The organism is Actinomadura fulvescens, assembly GCF_039533225.1.
GTDB lineage: Bacteria > Actinomycetota > Actinomycetes > Streptosporangiales > Streptosporangiaceae > Spirillospora > Spirillospora fulvescens.
In genome coordinates, this window is record NZ_BAAATD010000004.1 from 240768 (window position 1) to 257420 (window position 16653).

At 71.6% G+C, this 16653-nt stretch carries 16 protein-coding genes and 2 pseudogenes; 7 read left to right on the top strand and 11 right to left on the bottom strand.

The window, feature by feature from the left end; genetic code table 11:
• Positions 1 to 9 precede the first annotated feature (9 nt).
• The 5 genes from ABD333_RS16865 to ABD333_RS16885 all read right to left on the bottom strand — a co-directional run bounded on the left by ABD333_RS16865 (position 10) and on the right by ABD333_RS16885 (position 5598).
• The gene (locus ABD333_RS16865) at positions 10 to 1134 is read right to left on the bottom strand and encodes a carbohydrate kinase family protein (RefSeq protein ID WP_344541941.1); all 1125 of its coding nucleotides are present in this window, start codon (positions 1132 to 1134) and stop codon (positions 10 to 12) included.
• Positions 1131 to 1817 (bottom strand): SIMPL domain-containing protein, encoded by a 687-nt coding sequence (locus ABD333_RS16870; RefSeq protein WP_344541943.1) that lies wholly within the window; start codon positions 1815 to 1817, stop codon positions 1131 to 1133. The genes ABD333_RS16865 and ABD333_RS16870 overlap by 4 nt, the downstream gene beginning before the upstream one ends.
• Positions 1818 to 1930: 113 nt before the next feature.
• Positions 1931 to 3115 (bottom strand): amino acid deaminase/aldolase, encoded by a 1185-nt coding sequence (locus ABD333_RS16875; RefSeq protein ID WP_344541945.1) that lies wholly within the window; start codon positions 3113 to 3115, stop codon positions 1931 to 1933.
• 67 nt (positions 3116 to 3182) lie between these two features.
• Positions 3183 to 4127 (bottom strand): CE1 family esterase, encoded by a 945-nt coding sequence (locus ABD333_RS16880; RefSeq protein ID WP_344541947.1) that lies wholly within the window; start codon positions 4125 to 4127, stop codon positions 3183 to 3185.
• A gap of 34 nt (positions 4128 to 4161) precedes the next feature.
• Positions 4162 to 5598: an MFS transporter gene (locus tag ABD333_RS16885; protein WP_344541949.1), complete on the bottom strand. Its 1437-nt coding sequence runs from the start codon at positions 5596 to 5598 to the stop codon at positions 4162 to 4164.
• 254 nt (positions 5599 to 5852) lie between these two features.
• Between ABD333_RS16885 and ABD333_RS16890 the strand changes: the two are divergent.
• Positions 5853 to 6515, top strand: a pseudogene (locus ABD333_RS16890) (helix-turn-helix domain-containing protein); the annotation flags it as partial.
• 53 nt (positions 6516 to 6568) lie between these two features.
• Here ABD333_RS16890 and ABD333_RS16895 read toward each other — a convergent pair.
• Positions 6569 to 6764, bottom strand: a pseudogene (locus ABD333_RS16895) (LysR family transcriptional regulator); the annotation flags it as partial.
• A 196-nt stretch (positions 6765 to 6960) separates the two neighbouring features.
• On the opposite strand from ABD333_RS16895, the gene ABD333_RS16900 reads away from it, so the two are divergent.
• From ABD333_RS16900 to ABD333_RS16910, 3 genes are all read left to right on the top strand, one after another.
• Positions 6961 to 8109, top strand: a complete 1149-nt coding sequence (locus ABD333_RS16900; RefSeq protein ID WP_344541951.1) for an epoxide hydrolase family protein — start codon at positions 6961 to 6963, stop codon at positions 8107 to 8109.
• 65 nt (positions 8110 to 8174) lie between these two features.
• Positions 8175 to 8819 carry a pentapeptide repeat-containing protein gene (locus tag ABD333_RS16905; RefSeq protein ID WP_344541953.1) on the top strand — a complete coding sequence of 215 codons (645 nt, stop codon included), beginning with the start codon at positions 8175 to 8177 and terminating at the stop codon, positions 8817 to 8819.
• Between the two features lie 22 nt (positions 8820 to 8841).
• Entirely contained in the window at positions 8842 to 9654 is an 813-nt protein-coding gene (locus tag ABD333_RS16910) for a VOC family protein (protein ID WP_344541955.1), read from the top strand.
• A 35-nt stretch (positions 9655 to 9689) separates the two neighbouring features.
• Here the strand turns inward: ABD333_RS16910 and ABD333_RS16915 are convergent, their stop codons facing one another.
• The 3 genes from ABD333_RS16915 to ABD333_RS16925 are packed head-to-tail and all read right to left on the bottom strand — an operon-like array spanning position 9690 to position 11691.
• Positions 9690 to 10694, bottom strand: a complete 1005-nt coding sequence (locus tag ABD333_RS16915; protein WP_344541957.1) for an LLM class flavin-dependent oxidoreductase — start codon at positions 10692 to 10694, stop codon at positions 9690 to 9692.
• A gap of 27 nt (positions 10695 to 10721) precedes the next feature.
• On the bottom strand, positions 10722 to 11042 hold the full coding sequence (locus ABD333_RS16920) for a DMT family transporter (RefSeq protein ID WP_344541959.1): 321 nt from the start codon (positions 11040 to 11042) through the stop codon (positions 10722 to 10724).
• 1 nt (position 11043) lies between these two features.
• Entirely contained in the window at positions 11044 to 11691 is a 648-nt protein-coding gene (locus ABD333_RS16925) for an FMN-dependent NADH-azoreductase (protein WP_344541961.1), read from the bottom strand.
• 96 nt (positions 11692 to 11787) lie between these two features.
• Between ABD333_RS16925 and ABD333_RS16930 the strand changes: the two genes are divergently transcribed.
• On the top strand, positions 11788 to 12384 hold the full coding sequence (locus ABD333_RS16930) for a TetR/AcrR family transcriptional regulator (RefSeq protein WP_344541963.1): 597 nt from the start codon (positions 11788 to 11790) through the stop codon (positions 12382 to 12384).
• A gap of 32 nt (positions 12385 to 12416) precedes the next feature.
• Here ABD333_RS16930 and ABD333_RS16935 read toward each other — a convergent pair whose 3' ends face one another.
• Positions 12417 to 12887, bottom strand: a complete 471-nt coding sequence (locus tag ABD333_RS16935; protein WP_344541965.1) for an NUDIX hydrolase — start codon at positions 12885 to 12887, stop codon at positions 12417 to 12419.
• Positions 12888 to 13002: 115 nt separating this feature from the next.
• Between ABD333_RS16935 and purU the strand changes: the two genes are divergently transcribed.
• Both purU and ABD333_RS16945 read left to right on the top strand, forming a co-directional pair.
• Complete coding sequence (gene purU / locus ABD333_RS16940) at positions 13003 to 13854, top strand: formyltetrahydrofolate deformylase (RefSeq protein ID WP_344542647.1); 852 nt, start codon at positions 13003 to 13005, stop codon at positions 13852 to 13854.
• A 111-nt stretch (positions 13855 to 13965) separates the two neighbouring features.
• Entirely contained in the window at positions 13966 to 15090 is a 1125-nt protein-coding gene (locus ABD333_RS16945; RefSeq protein ID WP_344541967.1) for a right-handed parallel beta-helix repeat-containing protein, read from the top strand.
• A gap of 86 nt (positions 15091 to 15176) precedes the next feature.
• Here ABD333_RS16945 and ABD333_RS16950 read toward each other — a convergent pair whose 3' ends face one another.
• Positions 15177 to 16616 carry a cation:dicarboxylate symporter family transporter gene (locus ABD333_RS16950; protein ID WP_344541969.1) on the bottom strand — a complete coding sequence of 480 codons (1440 nt, stop codon included), beginning with the start codon at positions 16614 to 16616 and terminating at the stop codon, positions 15177 to 15179.
• Between the last annotated feature and the right edge of the window lie 37 nt (positions 16617 to 16653).

Sequence of the window (16653 nt, forward strand, 5' to 3'; positions counted from 1 at the left end):
GCCTCGGGTTCACCTTAGTGTCGGCTCGGCGCGGGTCACCGAGTCGGGCCCGCGTTCCAGCTCGGCCTCGGGGATGTAGGGGACGACGAAGTCGTAACGTTCCAGGACCTCCGCCGGCACCTCGCCGGTCTCGCCGAACGCGGCGATCTCGCCCCAGCAGGGCGCGCCGAGGGAGCCGCTGTAGTGCCGGACGGACAGCCCGGCGCAGAGGTTGGCGAACGAGAGCCGCTGGCCGAGGGGCCAGTCGGCGAGCGTGCCGAAGACGAACCCGGCGGCGAACACGTCGCCCGCCCCGGTGGGGTCGAGGGCGTCGACGGGGAGGGCGGGCGCCGCGGCGCGTTCGCCGGTCGTGGAGTCGATGGCGATGGCGCCGCGCGAACCCTGCTTGACCACGACGACGGGCACCCGCTCGGCCAGCGCCTCAAGCGCGGCGTCGGGGGTGCGGGTGCGCGTGTAGGCCATCGCCTCGACCGCGTTGGGCAGGAAGACGTCCACGTGCCGCAGGCGGTCGAGCACGTCGGTGGACCACGTCTCGGTCGGGTCCCAGCCGAGGTCGGCGAAGACCAGGGCGCCCCTGTCGCGCATGGCGAGGGCCCAGCCCGGGACCTCCCGGTCGATGTCGATGAAGCAGGTGGCGGCGGTGGGGAGGTCGCTGACCAGGTCGTCGGCGGGCATCGGCAGCGGCTTGGTGTAGGTCACCATGCTGCGGTCGGCGGCGTACGCCAGCGAGACCGTGACCGGCGTGGACCAGCCGTTGACCCGGCGCGACCAGCTGAGGTCGACGTCCTCCTGCTCGGAGAGCGTGCGCCAGAGGTACGCACCGAACATGTCGTCGCCGAACGGGGCGGCGAGGCCGGTGCGCAGGCCGAGGCGGCTCATCGCGACCGCGATGTTGGCGATGCCGCCGGGCGCCGAGCCGAGCCCGTCGGTGACCAGCTCGGTGCCGGGCGGCGGCAGGCCGGGCAGCCCGGTGAAGATCATGTCCATGAAGACCTGGCCGGTCAGGAAGACGTCCAGCCCTCCGGCGCCGGGCCCGCGCGGCCCGGCGGGGACACCGGGCCCGCGTTCGGCGCAGGGATCCTCCAGTGACGGCCGCGGCGGCGCGCCCGGCGCTCCCGTCGTACCGGCCTTCATGGGGACTCCAGGTCGGGCGCGGTGGCGCGGAAGCGCGCCTCGACGGCGGCGCGGACGGTCTGCGTCTCGGGCTCCAGGTCGATCGCCTCAGGCCCGCCGCCGTCGGCCGCTTCGGCGATCCCCGGCGCGGCGGCCATCATCGCGTACTCGTGGGGGCCGTTCCGGCCGGGATCGGTGGTGAGGCCCTCGTCGGCGAGCTCGACCAGCCCGGTGAGCCGGGAGCCGAGCGCCTCGGCGTAGCTGCGGGCGCGGGACACGGCCTCGTGCGCCGCCTGCCGCGCGGCGTCCTTGTAGACCGGGCTGTCGCGGCGGAGCTGCCAGTGGGGGCCGTTCACGTAGGTGCGCTCCAGGTCGCCCAGGCGGGTCACCAGCTCGCCCAGAACGGTGAAGTCGGCGACCGTGATCTTGATCCAGACGGTGCCCCGGTAGGCCCGGATGTCGCCCTCGCGCCGCCGGTACTTCAGCAGCGGTGTGATCGAGAGCCCGCCCGTCTCCAGTTTCTCGATCGCTTCCCCGTACGACCTGACCAGGTCGAGGCACTGCTCGTTGCGCTCGACGAGGCGGTCCAGTGCCCGGCGCCGGTCGCTCTCCTGGGTCTGCACGTGCACGTGGAGGCGCGCGATCTCCGGCTCGACCTCCAGCACGGCCTCGCCGCGCACGCTGATCAACGGTGCGTCGGTCATAAAGGCCAACTTAACCGGTCCAGCTCCGAACCGGTCGTTGTCGGACGAGGTCAGGGCAAGGTCAGGATCAGCCACGGGAGCGCTCCCCCCGAGGACGGAGGCGATCACGGCCTCTAGAGGAACGTGCGGCCCTCGCCGCGGTAGGTGGGCACGGTGCGCACGACCCGGCCGTCCTCGATCAGATGCAGGGCGTCGAAGCGTTCGCACAGCTCACCGGCCTTGGTGTGGCGGAACCAGACCCGGTCGCCGAGCCGCAGGAGGTCGGCGGCGTCGCCGAGGAGCGGCGTCTGCACCTCGCCGGCGCCCTCGTTGGAGTCGAACGACAACCCCGTGGGCAGGTACGGCTGCGGCAGGCGGATCTCGTCCCCCGGTCCGGACGCCAGGTAGCCGCCGCCCAGGCAGGTCACGACCCCCGGGCCGGGGCGCCGCACCACGGGCAGCGCGAAGAGCGCGGCCGGGCGGCCCCGGAAGTTGGAGTAGTAGTCGAAGAGGTGCGGCTGGTAGAGCCCGGAGCCCGCCGCGACCTCGGTGACGGCGCGCTCGGCGGTGGTCTTCTCGACGCTGCCGGTGCCGCCGCCGTTGACGAATTCAAGATCGGTGAGCTCGCGGACGGCCGTGACGATGGCGGCGCGGCGGCGGGCCAGCTCCAGCCGCGAGCGCTTCTGCATGGCGCGGATCGTCCGCCCCATCGCGGGCTTGCCGGGCGGCACGTCGCCCACGCCCGCGATCTGTGACTCGTACGCCATGAGGCCGACGAGGTCGAGTCCGGGCCGCTTGAGCACCGACTCGGCCAGCGCCCGGACCTGCTCGGGAGTGTGCAGTGGTGATCGCCGAGCCCCGACCCTGACCTTGCCGCCGAGCGCCCGGTAGGAGGCGTCGATGTCGACGCAGACCCGCACCGGGCGGCCCTCGGCGCACTCCTCGATCAGGTCGAGATGGTCGGCCGAGTCGACCATGACGGTGATCGTCGCGGCCGCGCGGCCGTCCGCCGCCAGCGCGCGCAGGGCGGTCCGGTCGGTGGTGGGATAGGCGACGAGGATGTCGTCGCTGACCTCGTGCTCGGCCAGCCAGAGGGCCTCGGGCAGGGTGAACGCCATGATCCCGGCGAAGCCGTCCATCGCCAGGACCTCCGCCAGGAGGGCGCGGCACCGCACGGACTTGCTCGCCACCCGGATGGGCTTGCCGGCGGCGCGGCGGACGAGATCGGCGGCGTTGTCGCGGAACGCCCGCAGGTCGACGACCGCGAAGGGCGCCTCAAGGCCGGCGGTGGCGGCGTCGTAGCGTTCCCGGAGGTTCATACCAGCCAGGTTGCCATAGAAAACGCCAGATATGAAACTTCTTCATGTCTGCCGGGGAGGGGGCCGGCTAGCCCTGCGGATGGGCGGCGAAGAAGTCCCAGAGCGTACGGCTCGCCCCGGAGGGCCAGCGGTGCGTGCCCCCTACGATCTTGCAGAACGTCACTTCGGCCCCGCGGGTTCCCTTGCCGGTGGAACTGCACTCCGCCCCGCCCTGCGCGCGCACGGGCCGGCGCATCTCCGGGAGCCTCCCCGCCTTGCGCCAGAAGTCCACCGCGTACGAGACGGGCGGGAATCCCCGGCTGTCGTTGAAGTCCCGGCGCCCGCCCCCGTTGAACGGCACGCTGCGGTCCGCGGTCCCGTGGAAGATCATCGCAGAGACCGGGCGGCCGGGCTCGCACGGGGTGACCAGAGCCCCCTCGACCACGCCGATCCCGGCGACCTTCTCGGGGCGCTCGCAGGCCATCCGGTACGCCATGCCCGCGCCGTTGGAGAACCCCGCCACGTACACCCGCCCGGGATCGGCCAGCCCCGCGCCGGTCAGCTTGTCGATCAGCTTGCCGAGGAAGTCGACGTCCTTGATGTCGCCGAGCTTGGCGGCGCCGCAGCAGCTCCCGGCGTTCCAGGTCGTCATGAAGCCGTTGGGATAGGCGACCAGGAAACCCTTGTCGTCGGACACCTCGTCGAATCCGGTGAGCGCCCGGAAGGCGTTCATGTCGGAGAGCCCGCCGTGCAGCGCCAGGACGAGGGGCAGCCTCTTGGCCGGCTTGCCGTTCCGCCAGGTGCCCTTGGTGAGCTTGGGCGGAACGTGGAGCAGGTATTCGCGGTGGCCGGGGGTTCCCACTTCCAGCTTCTGCTTGTGCGTGCCGGTGGCGGTCGGGATGCCCGCCACCTTGGCGGGCCGCTTGCCGTCGGCGGTGCCCTTGCCCTTGCCGCCGCCGCTCTCCTTGGTCTTCTCCGTGCAGCCGGTGAGCACGAGGGCCACGGCCAGCGCGAGGAGCAGGATTCGCCGCATGGGTGCGAATCTAACCGTTCAGGTGCCGCGCAAACTACCCGCCGGTAGCGGCGGATGCCCCGGCGGACGTCCCGGCGGACGTTCCGGCGGACGGCGGGCTCGCCGTCCGCGCCCGCTGGGCGCAGACGGCGCCGAGGACGAGCAGGACGGTGATCGCGGCCATGACGCGGACCAGGCCGTCGGCGGAGGCCGGCGCGGCGAAGTACACGCTGCCGAGCCCCGCCACGGCCGTCACGCTCGCCAGGAGCGGGCCGGTGGAGTTGAGCGCCGAGACGGCCGAGGCGAACCTGGTGTCCACGAGCGACGACACCTGGGCGATCAGCGGGCTGTAGCCGGCGGCGTGGCCCGCCCCGGCGAACGCGAGGATCGGCACGGAGACCAGGCCCGGCCACCGGTCGCGTGCGAGCACCACGATCGTGGCCGCTCCGGCCGCGAACGCGAGCGGGCCGAGGAGGGGGAGCAGCCTCTGGAGGCGCGGGTGGTACCGGTTCCAGCTCAGGCTCAGCGAGCCGAAGCCCACGGCGTACGGAACGAACGCGAGCCCGGCCTCGAACGGCGAGAACCGCAGCGCCGACTGCAGATGCAGGGTCAGCGTCAGCAAGAAGACCGTGTAGCAGCCCATGATGATCCAGCACGCGGCCATGCCCGGCTTGACGCCGGGGGGCCGCACCGCCCTCGGATCGAGCAGCGGCTGCCGCGCCTTCGCCTCGTACCGTACGAAGGCGGCGAGCAGCGCGGCGCCGCAGACGAGCGAGACCCAGCACCAGAGGGGCCAGCCGTACTCCGGACCGAAGATCAACGGGCCGGTGAACGCCGTCATGGCGATGGTCAGGGCGGCCACTCCGGCGACGTCCAGCCGGGGCCCGCCCTCCGAACGCGCCCCGGCCAGGACGCGCGGCTCCACCACCAGCAGCGCCACGCCGATCGGGACGTTGACGAGGAAGGCGGGCCGCCAGCTCAGGCCCCACAGGTCGGCGCCGACGACGAGGCCGCCGACGATCTGGCCGAGCGCGACGCCGAGGGCCAGGACCATGCTGTAGACGCCGATGGCCCTCCTGCGGGCAGCCCCTTCCCAGTGCACCTGGATGAGCGAGAAGACCTGCGGCATCAGCAGCGCGGCGCCGACGGCCTGGGCGATGCGGGCGAGCACCAGGACGAGGGCGCCGGGAGCCAGGCCGCACAGCAGGGAGGCCGCGGTGAACCACGCGAGGCCCAGCAGGAACGCGCGGCGGTGGCCGAGGATGTCGCCCAGCCGGGCGCAGGTCACCAGGAGCACCCCGGTCGTCAGGAGATAGCCGGACACGATCAGCTGGATCGCCGCGCCGCCCGCGTTCAGGTCGTCGCGGATCGTCTGCGCCGCCACCGAGACGATCGAGCCGTCCATGGACGCCATCACCTGTCCGGTGAGCAGCACGGCCAGCATCGGTCCTCGGCGCACCGCCGCGGTGACCGGGGGAACATGTGCGGTCATGCGCCAGAGCATCACCGGGGCGCGTGGCCGGGGTCTTGAACAAATATGCGCCTGCTGGGATGTCAGAGGCGGCGCGTAGGGTCGCAGTCGTGCTTAATGGGCGGGTGGTGGCCGAGAGCCCGTACTACAGGGTCCAGACGGTCGAGTGTGCGGACGACCATGCCGGGTGGTCCGCGCCGGAGTGGTCGGCGGCCCCGCAGATCATCCTGGTGAGGCGGGGGCGGTTCCGGCTCTCCTCGGGCGGCCGCGAGCTGATGGCCGATCCCACCGTCGGTTACCTGCACGGCCCGGGAACGGAGCAGCGCTTCGCCCATCCGGCGGGCGGCGACGTCTGCACCGTGATCACGTTCACCGGTGACGCGCTCATCGACGACCTGTGGCCGAGGCCCGCGGTGACCACCGTCCGCGCGACGCGCGGCCCGGCACGCGGCGAGCCACGCGGCCCGGCACGCGGCGCGACGCGCGGCGCGACGCGCGGCGGCTCGCCGGCCGTGTCACCGGCGGTGCCCGTGGACGCCCGGCTGGAGCTCGCTCATCGGCTGTTGCCGCGCTACCGCGACGATCCCGCGTTCGGTGAGGCCGAGGCGGTGCTCGACCTGCTGACGCTCGCGCTTCGTGGACGCCGGGGTACGGCGCGCGGGGGCACGCCCGGGCGCGCCGTTCTGGCCGAGCGGGCACGGGAGGCGATCGTCGCGTCGGAGCCGGAGGCGACGGATCTGGTCGCGCTGGCGCGGCTGCTGGAGACCTCGCCGTCGCATCTGAGCCGGACGTTCCGCCACCACGTCGGCATGACGGTGAGCCGCTACCGCAACCGGGTGCGCGTCAGCCGTGCGCTGACCGCCATCGAGGACGGCGAGACCGGCCTGGCCGCGCTGGCGCTGTCCCTGGGCTTCAGCGACCAGGCGCACTTCAGCCGCGTCATGCGCGCCGAGCTGGGCCGCACTCCCGGCGCCGTCCGCCGGCTGCTCGCCGCGCAGCTGTGCGCCCAGGGGAGTGAGCCGCACGGTCCGGCTGGTCCGGTCGAACAACGCCGCGCCGAACCGCCGTTCCTGGAGCTTGATGGACTGGCTGACCCTGGCCTGCGAGACGCGCAGCCGTTCGGCGGTCCGGCCGAAGTGCAGTTCCTCGGCCAGGGTCAGGAAGATCTCGATGTCGCGTAGCTCCATGTGCCCCCTCCGATCCATAAGCCCAGGTGATCGGCACAATAAACGATCCGCCGTTGATCGGGGCAGGGAGGGCTCGCAGACTGGACGACCCTGGCGGCACCGGACGGGGGCGCCGCCAGCCATGATCACAATATTTGGAACGGAACGTTTCGTTCTGCTATAATCGAAGCCGTTGGTTCCGTTCAGGGAGTTGAGGATGACCGAGATCAAGCCGTTCCGCATCGAGATCCCGCAGGCCGAGGTGGACGACCTGAAGAGCCGGCTCGCCCGGACGCGATGGGCCGACGAGCTGCCCGGCGAGGAGGTCGCGGGCAAGGTCGAGGGCGTCCCGGCGCCTCCCGGCTGGGAGTACGGCGTCCCGCTGTCCTACGTCCGGCCGCTGGTCGAGCGCTGGCGCGACGAGTTCGACTGGCGTGCGCACGAGGCCAGGCTGAACGAGTACCCGCAGTTCACCACCGAGATCGACGGGCAGAACATCCACTTCGTGCATGTGCGCTCGCCCGAGCCCGGCGCCACCCCGCTGATCCTCACGCACGGCTGGCCCAACACCTTCGTGGAATACCTGGGCCTGGTCGGTGAGCTGACCGACCCGCGCGCCCACGGCGGAGACCCGGCCGACGCGTTCCACGTCGTGATCCCGTCGATCCCCGGTTTCGGCTTCTCGGGGCCGACCACGACCCGCGGCTGGAACGCGGCCCGCACCGCCAAGGCCTGGGCCGAGCTGATGAGCCGCCTCGGCTACGAGCGGTACGGCGTGCACGGCAACGACGCGGGGGCCATCATCGGCCCGCTGCTGGGCGAGGCCGACAAGGAGCACGTCGCCGGCGTGCACGTCAACCAGATCTTCTCGTTCCCCCGCGGCGACGAGGGCGAGTTCGACGGCCTCGCGCCCGAGGACTTCCAGGCGCTGCAGTTCGGGCAGGCGTTCGTCGAGCACGCGATCCACGACAGGTCGCAGCAGGCCCAGCCGCAGACCCTCGCGCACGCCCTTTCCGACTCGCCCGCGGGGCAGCTCGCCTGGATGGGGCAGTTGCTCGGCGACGCGGTGGCGCCCGACGACATCCTGACCAACGCGTCGATCTACTGGTTCACCAACACCTCGGCCTCGTCGGCGCGGTTCTACTACGAGAACCACCACTCGGAGCAGCCGTCCGAGCCGACGACCGTGCCGATGGGCCTCGCGGCGTTCGCCTACGACTTCAAGGCGCCGCGCAAGTTCGCCGAGCGCGACCACTCCAACATCGTGCACTGGAACGAGTACGAGCGCGGCAGCCACTGGGCCGCGCACGACGCCCCCGACCTGCTCGTCGGCGACCTCCGCGAGTTCTTCCGCAAGCTCGGCTGAGCCCTCACTGTCCTAGGCATGGTGTTTCCTGTGGAGGCGAGGGCGGGAGCCGCCACAGGAGCACCATGGAGGACGTCATGGCCGAACGCAGGTACGGCGTCCAGCCCGCGCCGACCGAGACGACGGTCCGGTCCGGCGACTGGGAGTTCCGTGATCTCGAAGGGGACACGTTCACGCGGGTGCTGTTCGTCGATGTCGACCTGACCGAGACCGTCGCCAAGGGAGCGGTCTTCGAGGAGTGCGCCTTTCGGGGCGTGCGCTTCAACTGCTCGGTCAGCACCGACACCGCGTTCGTGAACTGCACGTTCACCCGGTGCTCGTTCTTCGACGCCACCTTCACCGGATGCAAGCTCACGGGAAGCATGTTCGACGGCTGCACGTTCGGGGCGTTGAAGGTCGCCGGCGGCGACTGGTCCTTCACCGGCCTGCCGGGGGCCGATCTGCGAGGCGCGGCGTTCTCCCGGGTGCGGATGCGCGAGGTCGACCTCACCGGTGCCCGGCTGGAGAAGGCCGTGTTCCGTGACTGTGATCTGTCGGCCTCCTGGTTCCACCAGGCCGAGCTCGCCGAATGCGATCTGCGCGGCAGCGACCTGAACGTGCTGAACCTCGACACCGCCCGGTTCCGTGCCGCCCTCATCGACTCCCGGCAGGCGGCGACCGTCGCCGCCGCCTTCGGCTTCACCATCGGTGAGCCGGGAGGGGAGATCTGACGTGAACGTGGAGGACGTGGACATGACTTCAGAAGCTCCGGCCATCGGCAGCATCCTGCTCGCCAGCACTGATCCGGACCGGCTGCGCGCGTGGTACGAGCGGGCCTTCGGCGTCGAGGCGAACGGGGACGGGTTCGTGCAGTTCGGTGACGTGGCCGTGCTCATCGACGGCCGGGACGACGTCGCCGCGCGGACGGCCGAACCGGGCCGGGTGATCATCAATCTGCATGTCAAGGACGCGCGCGGGCTCGTCCAGCGGCTCGACGCGGCCGGCGTCACGTGGGTCGCCGAGCTGGAATACCGCGATCAGGCCGGAGCGTGGTTCGCGACCCTGACCGACCCGGACGGCAATCTCGTCCAGCTCATCGAGCTGACCCCCGACTACTGGGTCAAGCGGCGTGAGCGCTTGGGGCGAGGGCACAGCGGGCTGCTGGGGGCCGCGGCGGTCGCGTCGCGGCTGCCCACCCAAGACCTCGAACGGGCGCGGCGCTTCTATGCCGAGAAGCTGGGCCTGGAGCCCGCCGAAGAACGTCCGGGCGGTCTTCTGTACCACTGCCAGAGCGGGAGCTTCGCGCTGTTCGCGTCCGCCGGGAAGCCTTCCGGCGAGCACACGCAGATGGCGTGGCGTGTCGACGACCTCGACCGGGTGGTCGCCGAGCTCCGGGGCCGCGGCGTGGTGTTCGAGAAGTTCGACGCGCCCGGCTTCCGTCCCGTCGGCGGCATCACCGAGGTGGAGGGCGACTATCCCTCGCACGGCGGCGTCGGCGAGCGCGCCGTCTGGTTCCGTGACAGCGAGGGCAATCTGCTCGGCATCGGCCAGTCGGTCAGGGCCTGAGGTCCCGCGCCCGGTGCCGGCGCCGGGTGTGGTGCTCAGCTCGCGGAGCGGAGGGGGACGCGCAGGCCCGCGAGGCGGGCCAGGCGGCGGTGCGAGTCGAGGCGGGCCTCGCGGTCGTAGGTGCTGGTGTGCACGAGGATCTCGTCGGCTCCGGTGCGTTCGATGAGGCCTTCGAGCTGCTCGGCGACCTCCTCCTCGGTGCCGTGGACGTGCCCGCGCATGGAGTCCTCGAAGACGCGCCGTTCCCGGTCGGTCATCTCGCGGGCGAGGATCTCCTCCGGCGGGGAGAGCGGCGGGAACTCGCCGCGCGTACGGGAGTAGGCGTTCGACCAGGCCTCCGGGACGAGCAGGCGGCGGGCCTCCTCGGTGGTGCCGGCGATCGCCACGGTGCCCGACACGATCACGTACGGGGTGCGGCCCCGGAAGTTCGCGCGGTACCTGCGGATCGCCTCGACCATCCGGTCCTCGCCGCGGGCGGCGGCGATCACGAGCGGCAGCCCGAACTCGGCGGCCAGGTCGGCGCCCGATCCGGTGGCCAGGATGTAAGCGGGCACGCGCAGGCCGTCGGCGGGCCAGGCGTGCACGCCCGGGTAGGCGTCCTGATCGCCGGAGAAGTAGCCGAGCAGTTCGGTCAACTGGTTCGCGAAGTCGTCGGCGTCGTCCTTGCCGTGCCCGAGGGCGCGCCGTACACCGCCGGTGAAGCCGACGGACCGTCCGAGGCCCATGTCGATCCGGCCTGGGTGGAGCGCCTCCAGGACGCCGAACTGTTCCGCGACGACCATCGGGCGGTGGTTGGGCAGCATGACGCCGCCCGTTCCGACGCGGATGCGGGAGGTCGCGGCGGCGACGGCGGCGGCCAGGACGGTGGGCGCCGACCCGGCGACTCCGGGCACGCTGTGGTGCTCGGAGACCCAGAAGCGGTGGTAGCCGAGTTCCTCGGCCTGCCGGGCGAAGGCCACCGTGGCGCGCAGCGCCTCCGGGTGGCTCTCGCCCGCCCGCGTACGTGACCGGTCGAGGATCGAGAACCGCGTCGAGTTCATAATCATTTCAACGCCGCAGGTCGCGCGTCATTCCGGGTTGGTGAGGCGTGCCAGGACCACCCCGCCCAGGATGAGGGCGAGGGCGATCGTCCGGCCGGCGGTGACCGGGTCCTTGTGGACGACGATGCCGAGCCCGATCGCGCCGGCGGCCCCGATGCCGGTGAAGATGGCGTACGCGGTGCCGACCGGGAGCGTCTGCATCGAACGGGACAGGAAGTAGACGGCGATCGCGGCGAGCACGAAGCACAGGAGGGTCGGGAGGGGCCGGGTGAAGTTCTGCGTGGGCTTGATGCTCTGCGACCAGGCGATCTCGACCAGTCCGGCCAGGGCGAGGAAGGCCCAGGGCATGTCAGTACTCCTTTCCCAGGTCGTGGGCGGTCCGAAGGGCGGCGGCGAGGGATTCGTCGTGCGCGGGCCGCAGGTGGGCCAGGGCGGGGTCGAGGCGTGAGTTGGCCAGCTCGGCGTTGACGAACGTGGTGTCCTCGACGGCGAAGTGACCGGCGAAGAAGTCGCGCAGGAAACGTTCCTGGTAGTCGAACCTGGCCTTCGGCGCGCCGGGGGAGTAGGCGCCGCCGCGCGCGGTGGCCACGACGAAGCGGCGGCCGGTCAGGGACATCTTGGGGAACGTCACCTGGTCGAGCCACGCCTTGAGGGACGCGGGGATCGAGTAGTTGTACATCGGCGTCGAGATCAGGACGACGTCCGCCGCGACCAGTTCGTTCAGCAGCGGCTCGACGACGGCCCAGGCGGCGGCCTGCCCGGGCGTCCGGACGGCCTCCTTGTAACGGCCGATCTCGGTGATGCCGTTGGCCAGCACGTGGTCGCACAGCTCGGTCCACGCCTCGCCGATGAACGGCACGGGATCGAGCGCGAGGTCGCGGTGCAGGTAGGTGCCATCGGCATGGGCGGCCCGCCAGGACGCGGCGAACGCCTCGCCCACCTGGCGGCTGATCGAACGGCGGCGGGCGCTGGCTTCCAGGTGCAGCAACGTGGTCATGGATCTCTCCTCACTAAGCGGACGACATGTCCGGTTGGACACTAACCATAAGCGGACATGTTGTCCACTTATTCCGGGGTCCGCTAGGGTCACCGCATGGAGAGCCGAAGGGATCTGCTGGCCGAGCCGGCGGCCCCGCCCCGCGAGCGCGCCGACGCGGCGCGCAACCGCGCGAAGGTGCTGGCCGCCGCCGCCGGGCTGTTCGCCGCCCGCGATCCGCGCGAGGTCACGATGGACGACGTCGCCAAGGCGGCGGGGGTCGGGCGAGGCACTCTGTACCGCCGCTACCCCGACACCGCCTCCATAGCGCGCGCGCTCCTCGACGAGCACGAACGCAAGCTCCAAGAGCGGCTCCTGAGGGGTGAGCCGCCCCTTGGCCCGGGTGCCCCACCGGCCGAACGGCTCGCCGCGTTCTACGCCGCGATGGTCGAGCTGCTGGAGACCCACGCTCCACTGGTGCTCGGGGCCGAGAGCGGCCGGCTGCGCTACTCGACCGGGGCGTACGGCTTCTGGAGCGCGCACGTTCGCGCGCTCCTGGTGGAGGCGGGCGTCGCCGAGCCGGACGCGCTCGTGGACGTCCTGCTGGCGCCCCTCGCGTCAGAGTCGTACCTGCACCAGCGCGACCGTGGCCGCACGCCCGGCCAGATCACCGCGGCCCTGTCCCGCCTGGCGCACGGCGTCCTGACCGGCTAGGCGCGTTCGGCCGGGACGTCAGGGCCGGGACGTCAGGGCCGGGCGTGGCGGGCGAGGAGCTTGGAGATCGCGTCGAGGAGATCGGGAGGCTCCAGCTCGTCGAGCCGGGCGAGCTCGTCGAGGGTGTGCCAGCCGAAGGCGACGAACGTCTCGTCCTCCTCGGGGGTGAAGCCGGCCGGCCGCACCTCCGGCCTGCCGTCGAAGCGGGCGAGGAAGAACGGCTCGACCTTCCTGAAGTGCCGGCCCAGCCAGTAGGAGTCGCGCGTGACCGGGATCGAGACGTCCTCGACGGCGTCCGGGGAGAGGCCGGTCTCCTCGTACAGCTCGCGCCGGGCGGCTCCGAGCGGCGTCTCCGACCCCTCGATCCCGCCGCCCGGCGGCTCCCAGAAGACCCGCCCGTTCACGGTGTCGCGCCAGCGCATCAGCAGGACGCGCCCGCCGCCGTCCACGCAGATGATCCGTACGGCCGGCCGGGTCTGCACGTCGTCGTCTTGATCGGTCACAGGACCTCCATCATCGGTGGCGGCGGGCAGCGGCACGAGGACACCCAGCGTAAGCTCGTACGTCCATCATTCGGACGGGCCTGGCGCCGTGCGACCCGACGGCAGTGAAAGTGACATCGTGACCGAATACGTGCTGACGCTCTCGTGCCCGGACCGCCCCGGCATCGTGGCCGCGGTGTCCGGGCTCCTCGCCGGGCGCGGGTGCAACATCCTGGAGAGCCAGCAGTTCAGCGACCGGGACACCGGCACGTTCTTCATGCGCGTGCAGTTCGCCGCCCTGTCCGGCACGGGCGAGGACGACCTGCGCGGCGCGTTCGCCGCCCTCGGCGCCGACCTCGGACTTGAGTGGCGGCTGGACGCCACCGCCACGCGCGAGCGCGTGCTGATCATGGTCTCGAAAGGCGGCCACTGCCTGAACGACCTGCTCTACCGGCAGCGCTCGGGTCTGCTCGACATCGACATCGTCGCGGTCGTCTCCAACCACCCCGACCTGCGCCCGCTGACCCAGTCGTACGGCATCGACTACCACCACCTGCCGATCGGACCCGGTGGCAAGGCGGCGCAGGAGGCCGAGGTCCTCACGCTGGTCGAGCACTACCGCGCCGACCTGGTGGTGCTGGCCCGCTACATGCAGATCCTCTCCGACGGGTTCTGCGCCAAGCTGCCCGGCAGGGTGATCAACATTCACCACTCGTTCCTGCCGAGCTTCAAGGGCGCCAAGCCCTACCACCAGGCGCACGCCCGCGGCGTGAAGGTGATCGGCGCGACCGCGCACTACGTCACCGCCGACCTGGACGAGGGGCCGATCATCGAACAGGAGATCGCCCGCGTCGACCACACCCAGAGCCCCGAGGACCTCATGGCCGTCGGCCGCGACATGGAGTGCCTCGCGCTGGCGCGCGCCGTGCGCTGGCACGCCGAGCACCGGGTCCTGCTCAACGGGGCGAAGACGGTCGTCTTCCGCTGATTTGGGGTCGGCGCCCGCCCTCGGCGGGGCCCTAGGGCCCTGGGGGCGGGCCGTCCCGCCTTCGTACCGTTCCTGCTGACCAGTCGTACGCGACCCAGCAAGGAGCGAGACATGCGCAAGCCGGTGATGTTGATCGGTCTGTCCACCGCCGCGATCGTGGGCGCGGGCGGCCTCGGCGTGGCCGCCTGGACACCCGGGTCGTCGAGCCTGGTCCCGGTTTCCGGTGGCGAGGTCGTGGTCCACGTGAGCCCGCCCGGCGAGGGCTCCTCCGGAGGTGCGGCCGGGAACGGCGGCGGCTCGGCCGGGAACGGCGGCGGCTCATCGGGCGGCGGCTCCTCGAAGCTGAACGTGACGTCGCTGGACGAGGCGGAGGCCGCCCTGCGCGAGAAGGGCGCGACCAAGGGCACCGTGCTGGTGAAGGGCGGCACCTACAAGGGCCGGTCGTTCTCCTGGAGCTACATGCCGGCGGGCGGGGAGTTCACCATCAAGCCGCAGCCGGGCACCGGGCGCCCGGTCTTCGACGGTGGCTGGCAGGACGGCTACTGGACCTCCGTGTCGCCGGGCCCGGCGAAGCTGCACTTCCGCGGCATGACCGTCCGCAACTACGTCACCGGCGGGATCCACTTCAACGGCAGCACGGGCGGCGAGGGCTTCAACGGCGGTTCGGTCCGCAACATGATCTTCGAGCGGATGGGCACGATCAAGCGCGGCGAGAGGGGCTATGCGGCGCTCCACCTGCAGAACACCAACAACATCGATGTCGCGGACAACGACTTCTGGGACCTGCGCAACCGTGAGGACGAGGCGGCCGGCACCAACCCCGGCCAGGTCCACGCCGTCTACTTCTCCGAGGGCGGCGGCCGGGGCAGCACGGTCTCCGGCAACACGTTCTACAAGATCACCGGTGACCCGGTGCGGGCGAGCGACGGCGCCGGCGGCATCAAGGTGACCGGCAACATCTTCAAGAGCACCGGCTACTACGGCGTCTTCAGCTTCTGGCGCTTCCCGCGCGACCACACCTGCAGCACGGGCAGCACGTTCTCCGGCAACACCTACGGCAACGGGCACCCGCGGCGCTCGAAGGCGACCGGCAAGATGGTGACGAAGAACTTCAAGGGCAAGCCGACCGTCTCGGGTCAGTCGTTCGAGGGCGGCGCCAAGTGCAAGCCCGAGCCCATCCGCGACGGCAGCAACCAGTACGCGCCCAACGCGGGCATCAGCAAGGTCAACGGCTGACCGGCCGCCGACGGAACGCATCGGGTGCGGTGCCGCGTACCCGGCGCACGGGGGTCGCCGGGTACGCGGCTGTTCGGGGGGCGCGCCTAGGAACGGGCGCTGGATAGAGGATTCTGGCCGTCGATGACGGTGTCGGCGGGCGGCTTGGCGCCGGCCGCCGGTGGCCCGGTCTCGCCGTGGGCCGGCGCGTCCACGAGGGCGGCCTCGTCGAACGGGTCCTCGCCGGCGAGTACCGCGCGGGCGCGGCCGGCGTCGAACTCCTTGGTCCAGGTGCCGACCAGGACCGTGGCGACCGCGTTCCCGGCGAAGTTGGTCAGCGCCCGCGCCTCGGACATGAAGCGGTCGATGCCGACGATGAAGCCGACGCCGTCGACGAGTTCGGGCTTGTGCGACTGGAGGCCGCCCGCGAGCGTGGCCAGCCCGGCGCCGCTCACCCCCGCCGCGCCCTTGGACGCGATGATCATGAAGAGCAGCAGGGTGAGCTGGGAGCCGATCGACAGCGGGCTGTCCTGCGCGGCGGCGATGAACAGCGTGGCCATGGTCAGGTAGATGGCGGTGCCGTCGAGATTGAACGAGTAGCCGGTCGGGACCGTGATGCCGACCACCGGCCGGCTCACGCCCAGATGCTCCATCTTCGCGATCAGACGGGGCAGCGCCGTCTCGGAGGACGAGGTCGACAGGATCAGCAGGAACTCGCGGGCGAGGTAGCGCAGCAGGCTCAGGATGTTGATCCGGGCGCCGATCCAGAGCACCGCGCCGAGCACGCCGAAGACGAACAGCACGCACGTCACGTAGAAGCCCAGCATGATCACCGCGAGGCTGCGCAGCGCGTCCCAGCCGGTCTCGCCGACGACCGCGGCGATCGCGCCGAACGCCCCGACCGGCGCGGCCCACATGATCATTGACAGGATGCGGAACACCCAGCGCTGGACCATCTCGACGCCGCGCCTGATCGGCTCCCCGGCGGGACCGAGCCGCTGCAGCGCGAACCCGGCGAGCAGCGCCACGAGCAGCGTCTGCAGGACCTCGCCCTCGGTGAGCGAGGACAGCAACGAGGTGGGGATGATCCCGAGCAGGAACTCCGACAGGCTTTCGCCGCCTTCGGCCTGCTCATGCGCCTTGGCCGCGGCCGACGGGTCGAGGTGCATCCCCTCGCCCGGACGCAGCAGGTTGCCGACGACGAGCCCGATGAGGAGGGCGAACGTGGACATCACCAGGAAGTAGGTCAGCGCGATCACGCCGACCTTGCCCACCTTGGCGGCCTTGGCCACCGAGCCGATGCCGAGCACGATCGTGCAGAAGATGATCGGCGAGATCATCATCTTGATCAGGTTGACGAAGCCGGTGCCGAGCGGCTTGAGCTCCTTGGCGACGTCCGGCGCGGCGAACCCGACGATGACGCCCAGCACCACCGCGACGATCACCGAGACGTAGAGGTAGTGCATACGGTCGCGGCGCGGTGCGGGCGCGCCGCCGGGATGGGCACCTGAACGGCCGGGACCGTCGGCCTGCGGGCTGGCTGGCACGGGGGTCGCCTCCTTCGCGGTTCACGGGGTCCGTCGT